The sequence below is a fragment of the Natronorubrum halobium genome (genome assembly GCF_051351675.1).
In the GTDB taxonomy this organism is placed as follows: domain Archaea; phylum Halobacteriota; class Halobacteria; order Halobacteriales; family Natrialbaceae; genus Natronorubrum.
Map to the genome: position 1 here is coordinate 4,620,782 of NZ_CP195595.1, position 15,963 is coordinate 4,636,744.

The window sequence follows — 15,963 nt, forward strand, 5'->3', positions numbered from 1 at the left end:
CTGCCATCGTCCGCGATTACTCGGAGTACCCTTCCTGGAGGAACGCGCCGTCGGTCTCGTAGATCGAGACCAGTTCCTCGATGAACTCCTCGTGGGACTGTCCCTCCTCGCAGTGGCTGTCGAGTCGCTCTTTCAGGTCGTCGCTGATCTCGATAGTGTGAGTCATAGCTGGAACGAGGCGTCGTCACTAGTCACGCCGGCCGTCGTCAAATAGTCCGGGGGCGCGTGTGCAGCGGGTTGCGGTGACCCGCACAGTCAGCCGTCTCGACCGGCACGGGACGGCCCGAGAGTTATCCCGGTCGTCGTGATAGCACCCGATATGACAGCGACACTGTCCGACGACGAAGTTGGCAAGACGGTGATCGACGCGGAAGGGAAGGAACTCGGAATCGTCGCGAAAGTCGAGGGCGGACGTGCCGCCGTCGATCCGAACCCCTCCGTCGCGGAGCACGTGCTCGCGACGATCGGCGTGGAAGGGGAAGACGAGGAGGACTACATCGTCACGGAGGACATGCTCGAGTCGGTCGGCGAGGAGATCGTCCTGCGCGGCAATATCTGAGACCGTCGCGAAGGTGCCGATCTGACCGCCGCGTTCCCTCCGTGACAGGGCACACTGGCTCCGTCGAGGCCCGTACTGAGCGGTCGGTTCGCAGCGATGCGGACTGACAGTGGAAACCGGAGCGGTCGGCAACCGAGGTATTTAAAGCGTCGTCCAACATACTTTGGTCAATGGATTCTAACCCCTCCGCCTCTGGCCGAGAGGTGGAGATTCTACTGGTGGAAGATAATCCCGGAGACGCGCGACTCGTTAAAGAGGCGTTGGCGGATGCACATATCGTCAATACGCTTCACGTCGTCACCGATCGAGAGGAGGCTCTCGATTTCATCAATCAGCGCGACGAGTTCACGGACGCTCCGAAACCGGATATCGTGCTACTGGATTGGTATCTACTGCGATCGACCGGCGAAGCAATCCTCCGTGCGATGAAGAGCGATTCCGAACTGTGCCACATTCCCGTGATCGTGTTAACGGGTTCCGAGACCGGAGCGGATCTCATCGACACGTCGGAGATCCGAGCCAACGCCTATCTCACGAAGCCGGTCGGGCCCGACGACTTCATCGCACTGGTGCGCTCGTTCGAGTTCTTCTGGCTCACTGTCGTTCGCTCGCCGCCCGAGCTGTAGCACTCGTCCGCTTCCGACCAGTTCGCGCGTGGATTCGTCGAGAGTGAAGAACCACGGCGTTTCCGAACGCTACTCGTAGTAATCCAGCCGTTCCACCACGTCAGCGAACGCGACGTTTTCCTGCACCTGAGTGATTTCGATCCGCACTCGCTCCCCTTTCTCCGCACCCGAGACGATGACGACGAACCCGCGCTCGACGCGCGTGATCCCGTCTCCCTGCTCGCCGATACTCTCGATATCGACCACGCGCGTTTCACCTTCTTCGACGGGCGGCTCCAGCGAACCGTCGTTCCGTCCCAGCGGGCTATCGTTCCGCTCCGGCTCGCGTTCCGTCTTCGCTGTCGGTTCCGTGGGGGTAGACAGGACCGCTACCCGGTACGACCTGTCTTCGTCTACGTCGCCGAGGGAGAGTTCACGTTTCGGAACCTCGATCACGTACGACCCGTCTCGTTCTTCGATTCGCCCAGAAAACAGACAGAGGAGTTCTTCGGAAATCTGCATTGGTATACTCTGGTTCGCAGAATCAGGTCACACGTCCTTGAGTTTACCGACTGTGATGTGATGCCGCCGTGTTCTCGCTGCGTTCGTGTCCGACAGTATGCGGCCGCAGACGTCCCTGCGACGACGGTGCGAAATGAGCGTCTCTTCCGTCGAATCGGACGAGTGTACGCAGCCCCGTGGAGGCCGAGAAGGCCGCTCCCGTCGTCGACGAGTGCTGGGACGTCAGCAGCCGCCGACTGGACAGAGAAACGACTTGCGGTCGACGAACAGCCGACGGACATCGTGGTACTCGAGTAGCTCCCCGTCGCCGATTTGGACGAACCGGATTGGGGACGACTGAGTCGGCGAAACGAACACGGGAAAAGCGAGTTGCTAACACCACGGCCCGCGAACGCGGTTCCCATGATACCGCTGGACCTTCGCGAGACCGTCCCGGCCCTCGAATCCACCGCCTATCTGAACTGGGGCGCAGGCGGACCGAGTCCGCGTCGGGTCGTCGAGGCGGCCGAATCTGCCCTCGAGTACCACGAGTACGAGGCGCCGACCGAGGAGGGACAGTACCCCGCGGCGTTCGATATCTACGACGAGTCGCGGGCGGCGGTGGCCGGCCTGCTCGGCGCCGACGCGGACGAGATCGCCCTCACCGAGAGCACGACGGACGGGATCAACCGCGTCGCGGGAGCCGTCGACTGGGACGCGGGCGACGTCGTCGTCCGGACCGATCTCGAGCACTCCGCGGGGATCCTCCCGTGGCAGCGTCTCGAGCGGGAACGCGGGATCGAGAGTCGCACGCTCGAGACGGCGGGCGGCCGTCTCGACCTCGAGGCCGTGAAAGCGGCGGCGAGCGACGCGACCCTGTTCTGCGTGAGTTCGCTCACCTGGACCCACGGCACCCGGCTGCCGATTTCGGAGATCGTCGACGTCGCCCACGACGCGGGCGCGCTCGTGCTCGTCGACGCCGTACAGGCATCCGGACAGCTGCCGGTCGACGTCGGCCGGTGGGGTGCCGACTTCGTCGTCGCCGCGGGTCACAAGTGGCTGTGCGCGCCGTTCGGGTCCGGCTTCCTCTACGTTCGAGAGGGACTCGAGCGCGAACGGAACCTCGTGCCGTCCGCGATCGGCTACCGCAGCGTCGTCGACGAGAACGCCGCCGACTACCGGTACGAGACCGGGGCGAAGCGGTTCGAGGTCGCGACCTCGAGTCCGGCACCCTACGCCGGACTGACGGCGGCGATCGGGTGTCTCGAGGAGATCGGCTTCGACGCGATTCGGGACCGAATCGAGACGCTGACGGATCGACTCAAAGACGGCCTCTCGGACGAACAGTTGCTGAGTCCGCGGAGCTACGAGTCGGGGCTCGTGACCATCGCGGTCGACGACCCGGAAGCGACCGTCGAGCGACTCTCGGAACGCGGCGTCGTGATTCGGTCGCTCCCCGGCCCCGAGGCGATCCGGGCGTCGGTTCACGCGTTCAACACGCAAGCGGACGTGGACGCGCTGCTCGAGGGAGTGTAACCGACGGGAGACGAACCGTCGTTCCGAGAGACGGAAACCGGAACGCCGGTCCGAGTGACGGAAACCGGAACGCCGATCCGAGTGACGGGAGCCGTAATCCGCAGTCGAACAACGACACGCAGCACTCGTGTCATCCGGTGTGCCCGCCGTCTCCCGATCGTCCGGAACGGGAGGTAGCTGTAAGGCACGTCGGAACGACGAATACGTATGTTCGACCGGATCCTCGTTCCGACTGATGGCAGCGGCCCAGCGAACGCGGCGCTCGAGTACGCCGGCGAGCTCGCCGCCGCGGAGCAGGTGACCGTCCACGTCCTGTACGTGGTCGATCCGTACGCGGATCCGGACGATACGGACGACCCGCTCGCCAATAGTCGCGACTGGGCGGGGGAGACCGGCTCGCCCGTCATCGAAGAGGTCGAGACCGGCGAGCCGCGGGAGGCGATCCTCGAATCCGCCGCCGAGCACGACGTCGACGCGATCGTCATGGGAACGCGCGGCCGACGCGGCGTCGGGCGCCTCCTGCTCGGGAGCGTGACCGAAGCGGTCGTCCGCGACGCCGACGTCCCCGTCCTCGTCGTTCGGGGTGCCCCCGAGGTCAGACGCCCCTATCCGATCGAGACGATCGTGGTTCCGACCGACGGCAGCGCGTACGCTGACGTCGCAGTCGAGCACGCGCTGGCGATCGCGAGCCACCACGACGCGACCGTTCACTTCCTCTCGATCGTCGACGTGACGCCGGCGGGGGTCGAGGACCGGAACGACCTCAGACTCGAGCGACTCGAGCACTCCGCTCGGCAGGTCGTCGACGACGGTCTCGAAAAGGCCGAGAGCGAAGGAGTCACTGCGGAGCGCGCGGTCAAGTACGGATCGACGCACCGGAAGATTCGAACCTACACGGACGACGTCGATGCGGATCTGGTCGTGATGGGGACGCACGGGCGAAGCGGACTCGATCGGCTCCTGTTAGGAAGTGTTACGGAACGCGTGTTACGGACGGCGACGACGCCGGTGTTGACGGTCCGAGCAGCCAGCGAGGAGTGAGCGGCTGCTCGGGCCGGAGATGTCCGATAGCAGTCGTCTTCTGTCGTCAGTCCCGCTCGGCTGCATTCGAGTCCGCCGCGGCTTCGACCAGCGTCTGTCGCTCCTCGAAGTACGCCGGTGCGTCGCGGTCCGCTTCGAACTGAACGACGCGTTTCAACGCCGCCGACCCGTCGTCGGCGTCGGACTGGAGTTCCTCGGCGAGATCGGTGTACGCCGCCGCGAGATCCTGAAACGCCTGCATGCGCGTTTGTTTGGCTTCGACGAGGAGCTGCTTCTCCTTGACGTCGCTCTCTAACTCCTCGAGGGCATCGATATCGAGGTCGCCGGGTCCGGCCGGGGTCGACGGGCCGCCGACGCCTTCGACGCCCGTCGCGCGGTCCTCGAGTCGAGTCCGGAGTTCGGCCATCTCTTCGTCGATTTCGGAGAGCAGGTCGTCCGCTTCGTCGCGCATCGTCTCGACGCGCCCCGAGAGCAAGCCGGCCTGCGTGTGACAGTAGTCGACGAACTCCTCGACGACCAGTTCCGGGCCGGTGTCGTCGCTCATGGCCTCCCGTTCGTGCTTCTACCCGAAGTCAGTTTGGACTGACCGTCTCGGCGGCTCGTTGAGCGGGAGGCGAACTGGTATCCCGCAGTCCTCATGTAACAACGATTTTACCGCCGGGCCCAGAACCTGGGGTAATGGCTGCTGCTGCCGGCGATCCCGTCTACTACGTGATCAGTGACCTCCACATCGGCGGCGACGAGCAACTCGAGGAGGTGGAGTTTCTCGACGAACTGCTCGCCTTTCTCGAGCGGCTGGAAACGACCGACGAGGACGCGGAGCTCATCATCAACGGCGACGCGTTCGGCCTCTGGGAGTTCACCCGAATCGACGGCATCGAGAAGTTCGACGCGCTGGAGGGGACGTATCCGAAGCTGTTCACACAGCTCCGCGCGACCGGCGAGAACGTCCCGATCACGCTCTTGCCGGGCAACCACGACCACGAACTGGCCGCCTACGACGAGTACGTCGAGCGCTTCGCCGAGTACAACGTCGACCTCGTCCAGGAGAAATCGATCAGCCGTCCCGTCGGCGAGCAAGCGATCCACTTCGAACACGGCCATCAGCACGATTCCAACAATCGCATTGAGGACTGGGGGAACCCCCACGCGTCGCCGCTCGGCTACTACTACAACACGCAGGTGACGAGCCGAGCGGGCCAACTCTCCGAGCGCGGGCGGTACAACTGGCTGAAGGACGTGCAGGCGGTCACGCCCACCGAGCGGATGCCGGTCTGGCTGTTCTCGAAGTATTTCTACCGCGAGATGAACCCGCTCATGCGGTACGCCCTCGTCCCGTTCCTGCTAGTGTTCAACATCAGCGCCCTTCTCGCCGTGCTCGCGGGACTCGATCTGGCCGGCATCGTCTCGCTGCCGGTCGACCAGACCGAGGCCTATCTCGGCCAGTTCGGGCTGGCGGGGACGGCCGTCTGGTTCCTGCTCGCGATCAACATCGGGGTCGCCGGACTGCTCGTGCTCGTCGGTATCCCGGTCTACTTCCTCAAGCGGGACGTCAGGAAGACGATCGACCGCTTCGGGGTGTTCGAGACGGACATCACCGTCGACCCCGAAAAGCCGTACGTAGCGGCCGCTCGAGACGTCTTCGACGAGCGACCGGAGACGACCGTCTTCTGTTACGGTCACACCCACCGTCCGGGGGTACGGGACATCGGGGACGGGCTGCTCGTCAACTCCGGAACGTGGTTGAAACGGCTCCACCGCCGCGACGGGATCATCGGCATCCTGCCGCCGGTCTTCTACCCGTCCTACCAGCTGTGTGCCGTCCGTATCGCGCCCGCCGACGCGGGTGTCGCGGTCGAGTACGAGGAGATCCAGAAACCGAGTCCGAGCCCGGAAGAGCTCACCCTCACCGAACGCCTGCTCACCCTGGGCCGGAAACCCGATCCGGAACTGCCCGACCGCACGGTCGTCGAGCAGACGGAAACTGTCCAACCGGCCGAACCGGCCGAGTGAAGGGGCTGCCAGGTCTCGGACCGCTCGAGTCGCTCCGAACAACCATTTGCTAGCATAGCCCACGCTACCGGGCTTCCAGACCCGTTAAGTCCCTCCGGCCACTGACTCAATCACAGTGAATCGAGCAGCGAGTCGCGAATATCTGCAGTCACCAGTCACCACCAACACATGAGCAAGGACTACATCGAGGTGCGGGGTGCGGAGGAACACAACCTCAAGGACCTCGACGTCACGATCCCCCGCGAAGAGTTCACCGTCGTCACCGGTCTCTCCGGATCGGGGAAGTCATCGCTGGCGTTCGAGACGATCTACGCCGAAGGCCAGCGCCGGTACATCGAGAGCCTCTCGGCGTACGCCCGGAACTTCCTCGGCCAGATGGACAAACCGCAGGTCGAAACCGTCGAGGGACTCTCCCCGGCGATCTCGATCGATCAGAAGAACGCCGCGAACAACCCGCGATCGACGGTCGGGACGGTTACGGAGTTACACGACTACCTCCGACTCCTCTACGCCCGCGTCGGTACCCCCCACTGTCCCGAGTGCGGACGCGAAGTCGGCGAGCAGAGCGCACAGAACATGGTCGAACGCATCCTCGAACTCCCCGAGAACACCAAGGTCAAACTCGCGGCCCCCGTCGTCCGCGACCAGAAGGGGGCCTTCGAGGACCTGTTCGACGAACTCGTCTCCGAAGGCTACGCCCGCGTCGAGGTCGACGGCGAGGAACACGACCTCACCCTGGACAGACCCGACCTGGACGAGAACTTCGACCACACCATCGACGTGATCGTCGACCGCGTGAAGGTCACCACCGAGGCCCGTCCGCGGATCATCGACAGCGTCGAGACGGCGCTCGAGGAGGCCGAGGGCGTCCTGAAGGTCATCCTCCCCGACGCGCCGAAAGACGTCGCGAGCGATCTGGGCGACGCGGCCCGCCGAACCGGCGCGCTGGGCGACGAGACCGAGGAGGACGACCGCTTCGTCGTCGAGTTCTCGAAGGACCTCGCGTGTACCCACTGCGGGATCGACGTCCCCGAGATCGAGACCCGTTCGTTCTCGTTCAACTCGCCCCACGGCGCCTGTCCCGAGTGTGAGGGGCTCGGCGAGACGAAGGAGATCGACGAGAGCCTCGTCATTCAGGACGAGTCCAAGTCGCTCAAGCACGTCTTCGAGCCCTGGAGCTACAACCGCTCGTACTACCGGACCCGGCTGGACGCCGTCGCCGAGCACTTCGACGTCTCGCTGTCGACGCCGTTCGAGGAGATCGACGAGAAGACCCAGCAGGCGTTCCTCTACGGCACCAGCCGAAAGGTAACGTTCGAGCGCAACACCAAGAACGGCACCCGGCGCAAGCGCAAGAAGTTCGAGGGCGTCATTCCGAACCTCGAGCGGCGCTACCTCGAGACCGACTCCGACTCGACCCGCGATCACATCGAGGACTACATGTCGGCGACGGAGTGTCCGGCCTGCGACGGCACCCGTCTGAAGGCCGCGAGCCGAGCCGTCCTGGTCGACGGCACCGCCATTACGGAGATCAACGCGATGAGCATCGGCGACGCCCTCGAGCACTTCGAGTCGATGGAAGCCGATCTCACCGAGCGCGAGAAGGTGATCGCCGAGGAGATCTTAAAGGAGATCCGCGCACGGCTCGGCTTCATGTGCGAGGTCGGCCTCGAGTACCTCACGCTCGACCGCGAGGCCGCCACGCTCTCCGGCGGCGAGAGCCAGCGGATTCGCCTCGCCACCCAGATCGGTTCCGGTCTCGTCGGCGTCCTCTACGTGCTGGACGAGCCCTCGATCGGGCTCCACCAGCGGGACAACGACCGACTGCTGGACACCTTAGAAGAGCTGCGCGACATCGGGAACACCCTGATCGTCGTCGAACACGACGAGGAGACGATGCGCCGGGCGGACCAGGTCATCGACATGGGTCCCGGTCCCGGCAAGCGCGGCGGCGAGGTCGTCGCGAACGGTCCCGTCGAGGAAGTCAAGGGGACCGAGGGCTCTATTACCGGCGAGTATCTCTCCGGCCAGCGACAGATCCCGGTTCCGGACGAGCGCCGCGATCCCGACGGCGCGCTGACGATCCGCGGCGCCCGCCAGCACAACCTCGACGACGTCGACGTCGACATTCCGCTGGGTAACTTCACCGCGATCACCGGCGTCTCCGGTTCCGGGAAGTCCACCCTGATGCACGAGGTGCTCTACAAGGGGCTGGCCCGCAAGATGAACGACAACACGAGCGTCATTCCGGGCGACCACGACGCCCTCGAGGGCCTCGACGAGATCGAAACCGTGCGGCTGATCGACCAGTCGCCGATCGGTCGAACGCCGCGCTCGAACCCGGCGACGTACACCAACGTCTTCGACTACATCCGCGAACTGTTCGCCTCGACGAAACTCGCGAAACAGCGCGGCTACGAGAAGGGACGCTTCTCGTTCAACGTCAAGGGCGGCCGCTGCGAGGAGTGTGGCGGACAGGGAACGGTGAAGATCGAGATGAACTTCCTCTCGGACGTGTACGTCCCCTGCGAGGAGTGTGACGGCGCTCGGTACAACGACGCCACCCTGGACGTGACGTACAAGGGGAAGACTATCGCCGACGTGCTGGAGATGGAAGTCGAGGAGGCCTACGAGTTCTTCGAGTCCTCGAGCCAGATCCGCCGTCGCCTCCAGCTCCTGAAGGACGTCGGCCTCGACTACATGAAACTCGGCCAGCCCTCGACGACGCTCTCCGGCGGGGAGGCCCAGCGGATCAAACTCGCCGAGGAACTCGGGAAGAAGGACTCCGGCGAGACGCTCTACCTGCTCGACGAACCCACGACCGGGCTCCACAGCGAGGACGAGCGCAAGCTCATCGACGTCCTCCACCGGCTGACCGACGACGGCAACACCATCGTCGTCATCGAACACGAACTCGATCTCGTGAAGAACGCCGACCACGTCATCGACCTCGGTCCCGAAGGCGGCGAGAACGGCGGCGAAATCGTCGCGACGGGGACGCCTGAAGACGTCGCCCGACTCGAGGATTCGCATACGGGACAGTACCTGCGTGATCTGCTGCCGAAGATCGATCTCGAGGGGCCACGCGGCGAGCGCGTCGAACCGGTGTCGGCACCGATGGACGACGACTGAGCGAGGCTCGAGCGTCCCGGTGCTCGAGGCCGCAGAATCGACGAGCGGTCGATCGAACGCTCCCGCATCTGCTCGGGTTTCGCGCTTCTCGAGAGCCGACCGATGAGACGGATTCGGTCCGTTCGACGGTCCCATGGTCGGGTCCCAGTATAGGCCCTCGCGCGCTACGTACCGTACAGAGACGTCCGACATCGTCGAGCGATCCGAAACCAATGAGTCGAGAATCACGATACAACCGGCCAGCGTCGCGACCCCCAGGGCGCTCCCGTACGTCAGTATATCCCGCCGGTTTCAGAGTGATGTGTCATCAGTCGTCGTGCGATGGTTTGCGTTGGGAACGGTTCCCGTTAGTAGCACCACCGACCATGGACGGATTGGGCGCAGTATCTGCCAGATCTGTTACGTAATGTCCACTTCAGTCTACAACGGATCGGACTGTAGTAAACCGCCGACGTGCCGGAAACCGGATGGTAGCCCGGCGCTGAGCGTTCTTCGATCGGTGAGTCTGTCATCGAGCAAATTGTTTCAGCGGCGGGGACGCCACAGTCGGACCGGTCGTATTCGATCGGCGAGTCGTCTATGGTCGGGTGTCCGTTTACTCCCCTTTCCTTCCAAGTATCCGCCAATGCTCCTGCCAATCGCGAGCAATTTTGTTGCGGCTGAGGATCCCTCTGGGGCACTATCACACGTCGAGACTCTCAATCGGGACGATATCAGCGGTATTCTGAATCTGCTCGGCGAACACTACGACGATCCGTCGGACGCGACCGCCGACGCCGACGCCTACATCGACCTGATCGAGGCCATCGACGACGCCGGCCTCGACTGCTGCGTCTCGGTCAAGCCCTCGCAGATCGGGCTCGATCTCGGCGATAACGTCTTTCGGACCCACCTCGAGCGAATCGTCGACGCGGGCGTCGAGCACGACGTCTTCGTCTGGATCGACATGGAGGACTACACGACGACCGACGTAACCCTCGACGCGTTCGAACGGCACGCACGCGAGACCGATGGGAACGTCGGTGTCTGCGTTCAGGCGAACCTGAAGCGCACGCGAGAGGACGTCGAACGGTTGGCCGACGTTCCCGGAAAAGTACGCTTCGTCAAAGGCGCGTACGACGAACCGAGCAGCGTCGCGTACAAGAAAAAAGAGCGGGTGAACGAGGCGTATCGCGAACTGCTCGCGGTCGCCTTCGAGACGTTCGACGACGGGATCGCGGTCGGCAGTCACGACCCGGAGATCATCGAGTACGTCGAGCACCTCTCGGAAAGACACGAGACGCCGTTCGAGTTCCAGTTGCTCATGGGCGTTCGCGAGGACGCACAACGCGACCTCGCCGCGGAGTACGAGGTCTATCAGTACGCCCCCTACGGACAGAAGTGGCTCTCGTACTTCTACCGTCGCGTCCGCGAACGGAAGGAGAACGCCCTGTTCGCCCTTCGAGCGGTAGTCGGGTCGTAACGGAGCCGCGGAAAATCGGTACACGCCCGGTCGCACGACGGCTGAGAGACCGGTGTCTAACCCGTTTCAATTGGAACTACCTGACTCCGTTACCCGTTTGCGGTGAGATACGCGTTCACTATCTGTGCTTACTGACCGCTCGGGGTCAGTCTATCCCGTCAAGAAAGTCGTCCAACGGTTCGGCGAGTTCATCGATCCAGTTTCCATCCTCGCCGGGAATGTAGCGGACGACGATCATGTTTTGATCATCGATATTGCGCGTCGTATCGAGGGGCTGGGTTTGGTGCCAGATTCCTGTGACTTTGATCTGCCCATGTTCGGCGTGGTGGTACGTCTCACCGTCTTCGATGGCCCGGTCAGAGCCAGAACCGGGACGCTGTTCGTTGTTGTTCATTATGGTGTTTCTGGCTCACTCACTTTCCCTCTCGTGCTCATCAGAGGAGTTTGGATTATCCGGGAGCATATTCGGAGTCACTCGGATATTCCTTACACACCGAGTGGGGTGATACTGTCGGGTGCACTTGCAGGTATATTGCTTTAAAACACCGGCTACAATCCCTGTAGAGTGGCTTTCCGTTTCATTAGAGAATCTTGCTTGATGGTTGCTCTTTTACGATAGACACATACGCTGTACCGACAATCAATAGCTGCGGTAACTCTTTGCCCTGTACTTACCGATAGAGTCGGCACCCGCATCACTCATCGACGGACTCGATGGATCCTCCTGTCCCTCACTCGCTACCCAGATCGTCTGGATCCAGCAGTTTCGATTCGGCCTTCCGCAGGTGGTCGAGGAACGTGGTCTTCGAGATGTCGAGTTCACCGGCGAGTTCGCGGGTCGAGACGCCGCGGGGCCACTGATAGTAGCCTCGGCTGCGCGCGAGTTCGAACACCTCCCGCTGCGTACTGGTGAGCGCGTCCATCCGGTGTTTGCGTTCGGACTCATCCGTCGGCGTGCTCGTGATGGTCTCGACCGATACTTCCGCGTCGGAGTCCTCACAGACGCCGTCGATCGCGGCTTCGATTCCGTCTCGATCCCCGGCGAAACAGACCTCCCAGGACTCCTGTCCGTCCTCGATCCGGACGGGGGCGCTGTGGACGAAGCCGTGCTCTAACAGCGTCGGACAGATCATGTCCGCGGGATCGTACTCGAGAAAGAACTCGCGGACGACGTTTCCCGGGCGGGACGAGGACTGTCGCCGGCCGAACCGTTCCTGTAACTCGAGGACTTCGCCGGCCAGCGGCGACTCGTCGATCTCGTCGATTAACCCCTCGACCTCGTCGGTCGACTGGCCGAACGCGGTGAAGAGTCCGTTGACTGATTCCCCCTCCGTGGTCGGTGCCGTGTAGATCGCGTGTGCCAGGATTCCCCCGCCGACGCGCTCGGTGGATTCGATCGCCCAGCAGTTCGGATGCCACAGATCGAGCGTGATTCGCGTTCCGTGGAGTGGACGGCTCCCGTTCATTGTAGTCTATGCCAGTGTCTACCAATTCAAATAGTTCGTGTTTCACGAATCTCCACCCTCCCATGGACGGGTCGCGTTATTCGACACCTACAGACCAACCGCTATCCATGAGTCAGCAAACCACAGAGCAGGTGTACGGTCACCACATCGGCGGGCAGTGGACCGACGGAGCGGGACGAAGTCCCGAAAGCAGTCCGACGCAGTCCGACGACGGCGACGGAACCGAGACGTTCGCGAGCGAGAATCCGGCGACGGGCGAGGAGCTCGCCCGGTTCCACCGGGGGACCGAGTCCGACATCGACGCGGCGCTCGAGGCCGCCGAGGACGCGACCGACGAGTGGCGCGAACTCTCCTACATCGACCGCGCGGAGTACCTCTGGGGCATCTACCACGAACTGCGCGAACGCACCGACGAACTGGCCGAAATCGTCACGAAGGAGTGCGGGAAGGAGATCAGCGAGGGTCGCGCGGACGTCGTCGAGGCCTACCACATGGTCGAGTGGGCCGCGGGCAACGCTCGGCATCCCCACGGCGATGTCGTTCCGAGCGAAATCGGGAGCAAAGACGCCTCCATGCGCCGCAAACCCCGCGGCGTCATCGGCTGTATCACCCCCTGGAACTTCCCGGTCGCCATCCCGTTCTGGCACATGGCCATCGCCCTCGTAGAGGGTAACACCGTCGTCTGGAAGCCCGCCGAACAGACGCCGTGGTGCGGGCAAATCATCGCCGAGATGATGGACGACGCCGGCGTTCCCGACGGCGTCTTCAATATGGTCCAGGGCTTCGGCGACGCCGGTGCCGCCATCGTGGACGACGACCGCGTCGATACGGTCCTGTTCACCGGCTCCGCGGAGGTCGGCCACGAAATCTCGGGCAAGGTCGGCGGCCAGCCCGGCAAGCTCGCGGCCTGCGAGATGGGCGGCAAGAACGGCATCGTCGTCACCGAGGAGGCGGATCTGGACATCGCCGTCCACTCCGCGGTGATGTCGAGTTTCAAGACGACCGGCCAGCGCTGCGTCTCCTCCGAACGGCTGATCGTCCACACCGACGTCTACGACGAGTTCAAGGAACGGTTCGTCGCGGTCGCCGAGGAGATCACCGTCGACGACCCGCTCGAGGAGAACACGTTCATGGGCCCCGCTATCGAGGCTGACCACGTCGAGAAGATCCACCGACACAACCAGATCGCGCGAGACGAGGGTGCCGACGTGCTCGTCGATCGAGCGGATCTCGCGGACGACGAGATTCCGGACGGCCACGAGGACGGGGCGGCCACTGCCGCCGATGGTGAGCGAAGCGGCAGCTTCGCGAACGGCAACTGGGTCGGCCCGTTCGTCTACGAGATCGACTACGACACAGATCTGCGCTGTATCAACGAAGAGGTGTTCGGCCCACACGTGGCCCTCCTCGAGTACTCGGGCGACATCGAAGACGCGGTCGAGATCCACAACGACACGCCCTACGGACTCGCCGGAGCGATCATCTCCGAGGATTACCGGCAGATCCACCACTTCCGAGATCACGCGGAGCTCGGCCTCGCGTACGCGAACCTCCCGTGTATCGGCGCGGAGGTCCAGTTGCCCTTCGGCGGCGTGAAGAAATCCGGGAACGGCTACCCGAGCGCCCGTGAGGCTATCGAAGCCGTCACCGAACGGACCGCCTGGACGCTGAACAACTCGAAAGACATCGAGATGGCACAGGGGTTGTCGGCGGATATCGAGACCTCGAGCGACGACTGACCGGCGAGGTCGCGCGGTAGCGACCGAGCTGCAGGCGCGCTCGAGTGACGGCGACGACCGAGCCGAACCGACGGCGATCCGAACGGTTAACGGCGGCAGACAGCGAACGCCGCACGTATGAACGCGAAGAAGACCGTCGTCCGACACGGCCTCGCCGGCGGCGGCTTCGTCACGCTTCTTCTGGCAGGGATGTTCGTCGTCGCGCTCGGCGTCCCGACGACGCTTTCCATGCTCGGCGTGGTCTCGTGGCTTGTCCTCGCCGGAGCGACGATGCTCGTCGCCGGACTCCGGGAACGCGTTACGATCGGCTCGCGGACCGTCGGCTGGCCGCGCGTCGCCGCCGTCGCCATCGCGATGATCGCGGTCGGGTGGGGTACGATCAGCCTCGCGGCGCTCGTCGAGGGCGACGGTATCACCGGCCTCGGCGCGTTCGAAGTCGTACTCACAGCCGGCATGGTCGGCTACTTCGCGTGGTTCGCCCGCGAGTGCTGGGTCGGCGGCGGACGGATCGACGAGGAGACGTTCGCCGTCGACTGAGAGAGCGGCGAGGGCGACTCGTCGGACTGAGAAGTTCGAGAAGTGCCCGTTTGCAATCGAGCGCGGACTCGAGTCACCGTCTCGAGCATCGACCCGATCCGATGGCGACCTCACGTCGGTCGGACGTCCCCGAGTGAGTCGACTGCGCGTTCCGCCGGCAACGCTGAGCGAGGGAGGATCCCACCGGGAGTACAGCCAAGGCGAATGCGGTCGAAGTGCCGAGTATGGCGGATGATACCACGATCGATGAGGTCGAGGGCACGAACCGAGATCGAGACCGGGCGCCGATCGACGAAAAACCGACGGACTCGATCGATCTCGAGCACGCTGATCGCGTCCAGGTAGGCGTCACGCGCGGCGAGACCGACCTCGAACTCGGCCCGCCGCGGGACTATCCCGACCGGGCCGACGTTTCGGTCCGGCCGGAGTCGGCGGACGGCCACCGTCTGGTCCTGAGTATCGACGCGATGGCGGGCGACCACGGAACGGGCCACGCGGACGTGGAACTGACGCCGTCGGAAGCGCGTGCGCTGTGCGAACAGCTCGACGAGACGGTCCGCTGGATGACCGAAGACGACGATCACGCAACCGAGCGCTAACCCTTCCATTGGTATCGACTCGAGGGCCGGCGGACGGTCGCGGTCGGGCGCCACCCGCAGCAGCTTCGCGAGGAACACTGCAATTACAGCCGTTGAGCGACTGACGAGGCGACGCCGTCGACGACTAACTCGGTGCGGCGATGACCCGTTCCGTGCGATGGGTATCGTCGCGTTCGACTGGCCGTCGACCGTTGCGCATAGATTCGGGCAACTCGCTCGAAGCCCACCGCTCGAGCGTGCGAAAACGGGAGAAGATCGTGAGTCGATGACGACCGAAACGGCACGTCTCGGCCCGAACAGTCGGTCGGCGACTGTATCGACTACTCCGGGCTCGGCGTCTCTTCGCGCGAGAGGTACGCCGCCAGATCGGACGTCGTGACGATGCCGATGACACCCTCGTCCTCGTCGACGACGGGGAGGTGGTGGAAGCCGTGTTCGACCATCAGGTCCGCGGCGTCGCGAATGCTGTCTTGCGCCGTGGCCGTGGTGACGTTCCGGCTCATGTACGTCGAGACCGGCGTCTGATCCTTCGGCTTGCGTTCGGCGACGATCTCGACGAAGTCCGTCGTCGTCAGGATGCCCTCGAGTTGATTGTCCTCGTCGACGACGATGACCGAGCCGATTTCGTTCGCGAGCATCTGTTCTGCCGCCTCCTCGACGAGCGTGTCGGCGCGGACGGTCTGTAGCGACGTCGACATGACCCGCGCAACGAAAATATCCTCCATACATCTGTGTACTCTTTATACACTATAAGAATTGTCGATGCGGATATC

General features: G+C 63.8%; 16 protein-coding genes. 10 read left to right on the forward strand and 6 right to left on the reverse strand.

Translation table 11 applies throughout. The features are described from left to right. Positions 1-16 precede the first annotated feature (16 nt). The gene (locus tag ACSFC7_RS23130; RefSeq protein ID WP_436345311.1) at positions 17-166 is read right to left on the reverse strand and encodes a DUF7557 family protein; all 150 of its coding nucleotides are present in this window, start codon (positions 164-166) and stop codon (positions 17-19) included. A gap of 153 nt (positions 167-319) precedes the next feature. On the opposite strand from ACSFC7_RS23130, the gene ACSFC7_RS23135 reads away from it, so the two are divergent. Continuing rightward, on the forward strand, positions 320-559 hold the full coding sequence (locus ACSFC7_RS23135; RefSeq protein ID WP_436345313.1) for a hypothetical protein: 240 nt from the start codon (positions 320-322) through the stop codon (positions 557-559). A 170-nt stretch (positions 560-729) separates the two neighbouring features. Continuing rightward, positions 730-1,185 carry a response regulator gene (locus ACSFC7_RS23140; RefSeq protein ID WP_436345315.1) on the forward strand — a complete coding sequence of 152 codons (456 nt, stop codon included), beginning with the start codon at positions 730-732 and terminating at the stop codon, positions 1,183-1,185. 69 nt (positions 1,186-1,254) lie between these two features. Here ACSFC7_RS23140 and ACSFC7_RS23145 read toward each other — a convergent pair whose 3' ends face one another. Next, positions 1,255-1,686, reverse strand: coding sequence for a TRAM domain-containing protein (locus ACSFC7_RS23145; protein WP_436345317.1), 432 nt, complete (start codon positions 1,684-1,686; stop codon positions 1,255-1,257). A 402-nt stretch (positions 1,687-2,088) separates the two neighbouring features. Here ACSFC7_RS23145 and ACSFC7_RS23150 point away from each other — a divergent pair, with 402 nt between their 5' ends. Both ACSFC7_RS23150 and ACSFC7_RS23155 read left to right on the forward strand, forming a co-directional pair. Further along, positions 2,089-3,201, forward strand: a complete 1,113-nt coding sequence (locus tag ACSFC7_RS23150; RefSeq protein ID WP_436345319.1) for an aminotransferase class V-fold PLP-dependent enzyme — start codon at positions 2,089-2,091, stop codon at positions 3,199-3,201. A 207-nt stretch (positions 3,202-3,408) separates the two neighbouring features. After that, a complete protein-coding gene (locus ACSFC7_RS23155) occupies positions 3,409-4,242 on the forward strand; it encodes a universal stress protein (protein ID WP_436345321.1) in 834 nt (277 codons plus the stop codon). 46 nt (positions 4,243-4,288) lie between these two features. Here the strand turns inward: ACSFC7_RS23155 and ACSFC7_RS23160 are convergent, their stop codons facing one another. Continuing rightward, positions 4,289-4,786, reverse strand: a complete 498-nt coding sequence (locus ACSFC7_RS23160; protein WP_436345323.1) for a hypothetical protein — start codon at positions 4,784-4,786, stop codon at positions 4,289-4,291. 134 nt (positions 4,787-4,920) lie between these two features. Between ACSFC7_RS23160 and ACSFC7_RS23165 the strand changes: the two genes are divergently transcribed. The 3 genes from ACSFC7_RS23165 to ACSFC7_RS23175 all read left to right on the forward strand — a co-directional run bounded on the left by ACSFC7_RS23165 (position 4,921) and on the right by ACSFC7_RS23175 (position 10,849). Beyond that, positions 4,921-6,255 carry a metallophosphoesterase gene (locus ACSFC7_RS23165; RefSeq protein WP_436345325.1) on the forward strand — a complete coding sequence of 445 codons (1,335 nt, stop codon included), beginning with the start codon at positions 4,921-4,923 and terminating at the stop codon, positions 6,253-6,255. Between the two features lie 168 nt (positions 6,256-6,423). Further along, complete coding sequence (uvrA, locus tag ACSFC7_RS23170; RefSeq protein ID WP_436345327.1) at positions 6,424-9,387, forward strand: excinuclease ABC subunit UvrA; 2,964 nt, start codon at positions 6,424-6,426, stop codon at positions 9,385-9,387. 625 nt (positions 9,388-10,012) lie between these two features. Continuing rightward, positions 10,013-10,849 carry a proline dehydrogenase family protein gene (locus tag ACSFC7_RS23175; RefSeq protein ID WP_436345329.1) on the forward strand — a complete coding sequence of 279 codons (837 nt, stop codon included), beginning with the start codon at positions 10,013-10,015 and terminating at the stop codon, positions 10,847-10,849. A 145-nt stretch (positions 10,850-10,994) separates the two neighbouring features. Here the strand turns inward: ACSFC7_RS23175 and ACSFC7_RS23180 are convergent, their stop codons facing one another. Together ACSFC7_RS23180 and ACSFC7_RS23185 are read right to left on the reverse strand one after the other, a co-directional pair. Then, positions 10,995-11,243 (reverse strand): hypothetical protein, encoded by a 249-nt coding sequence (locus tag ACSFC7_RS23180; RefSeq protein ID WP_436345331.1) that lies wholly within the window; start codon positions 11,241-11,243, stop codon positions 10,995-10,997. Positions 11,244-11,580: 337 nt separating this feature from the next. After that, positions 11,581-12,315 (reverse strand): helix-turn-helix domain-containing protein, encoded by a 735-nt coding sequence (locus ACSFC7_RS23185; RefSeq protein WP_436345333.1) that lies wholly within the window; start codon positions 12,313-12,315, stop codon positions 11,581-11,583. A 107-nt stretch (positions 12,316-12,422) separates the two neighbouring features. Here ACSFC7_RS23185 and ACSFC7_RS23190 point away from each other — a divergent pair, with 107 nt between their 5' ends. The 3 genes from ACSFC7_RS23190 (at position 12,423) to ACSFC7_RS23200 (ending at position 15,190) form a co-directional block, all read left to right on the forward strand. Beyond that, on the forward strand, positions 12,423-14,054 hold the full coding sequence (locus tag ACSFC7_RS23190) for an aldehyde dehydrogenase family protein (protein ID WP_436345335.1): 1,632 nt from the start codon (positions 12,423-12,425) through the stop codon (positions 14,052-14,054). A 117-nt stretch (positions 14,055-14,171) separates the two neighbouring features. Beyond that, positions 14,172-14,591: a hypothetical protein gene (locus tag ACSFC7_RS23195; protein WP_436345337.1), complete on the forward strand. Its 420-nt coding sequence runs from the start codon at positions 14,172-14,174 to the stop codon at positions 14,589-14,591. Between the two features lie 224 nt (positions 14,592-14,815). Beyond that, positions 14,816-15,190, forward strand: a complete 375-nt coding sequence (locus ACSFC7_RS23200) for a hypothetical protein (RefSeq protein WP_436345338.1) — start codon at positions 14,816-14,818, stop codon at positions 15,188-15,190. Positions 15,191-15,510: 320 nt separating this feature from the next. Here ACSFC7_RS23200 and ACSFC7_RS23205 read toward each other — a convergent pair whose 3' ends face one another. Next, positions 15,511-15,915, reverse strand: coding sequence for a CBS domain-containing protein (locus tag ACSFC7_RS23205; protein WP_436345340.1), 405 nt, complete (start codon positions 15,913-15,915; stop codon positions 15,511-15,513). Positions 15,916-15,963 lie beyond the last annotated feature (48 nt).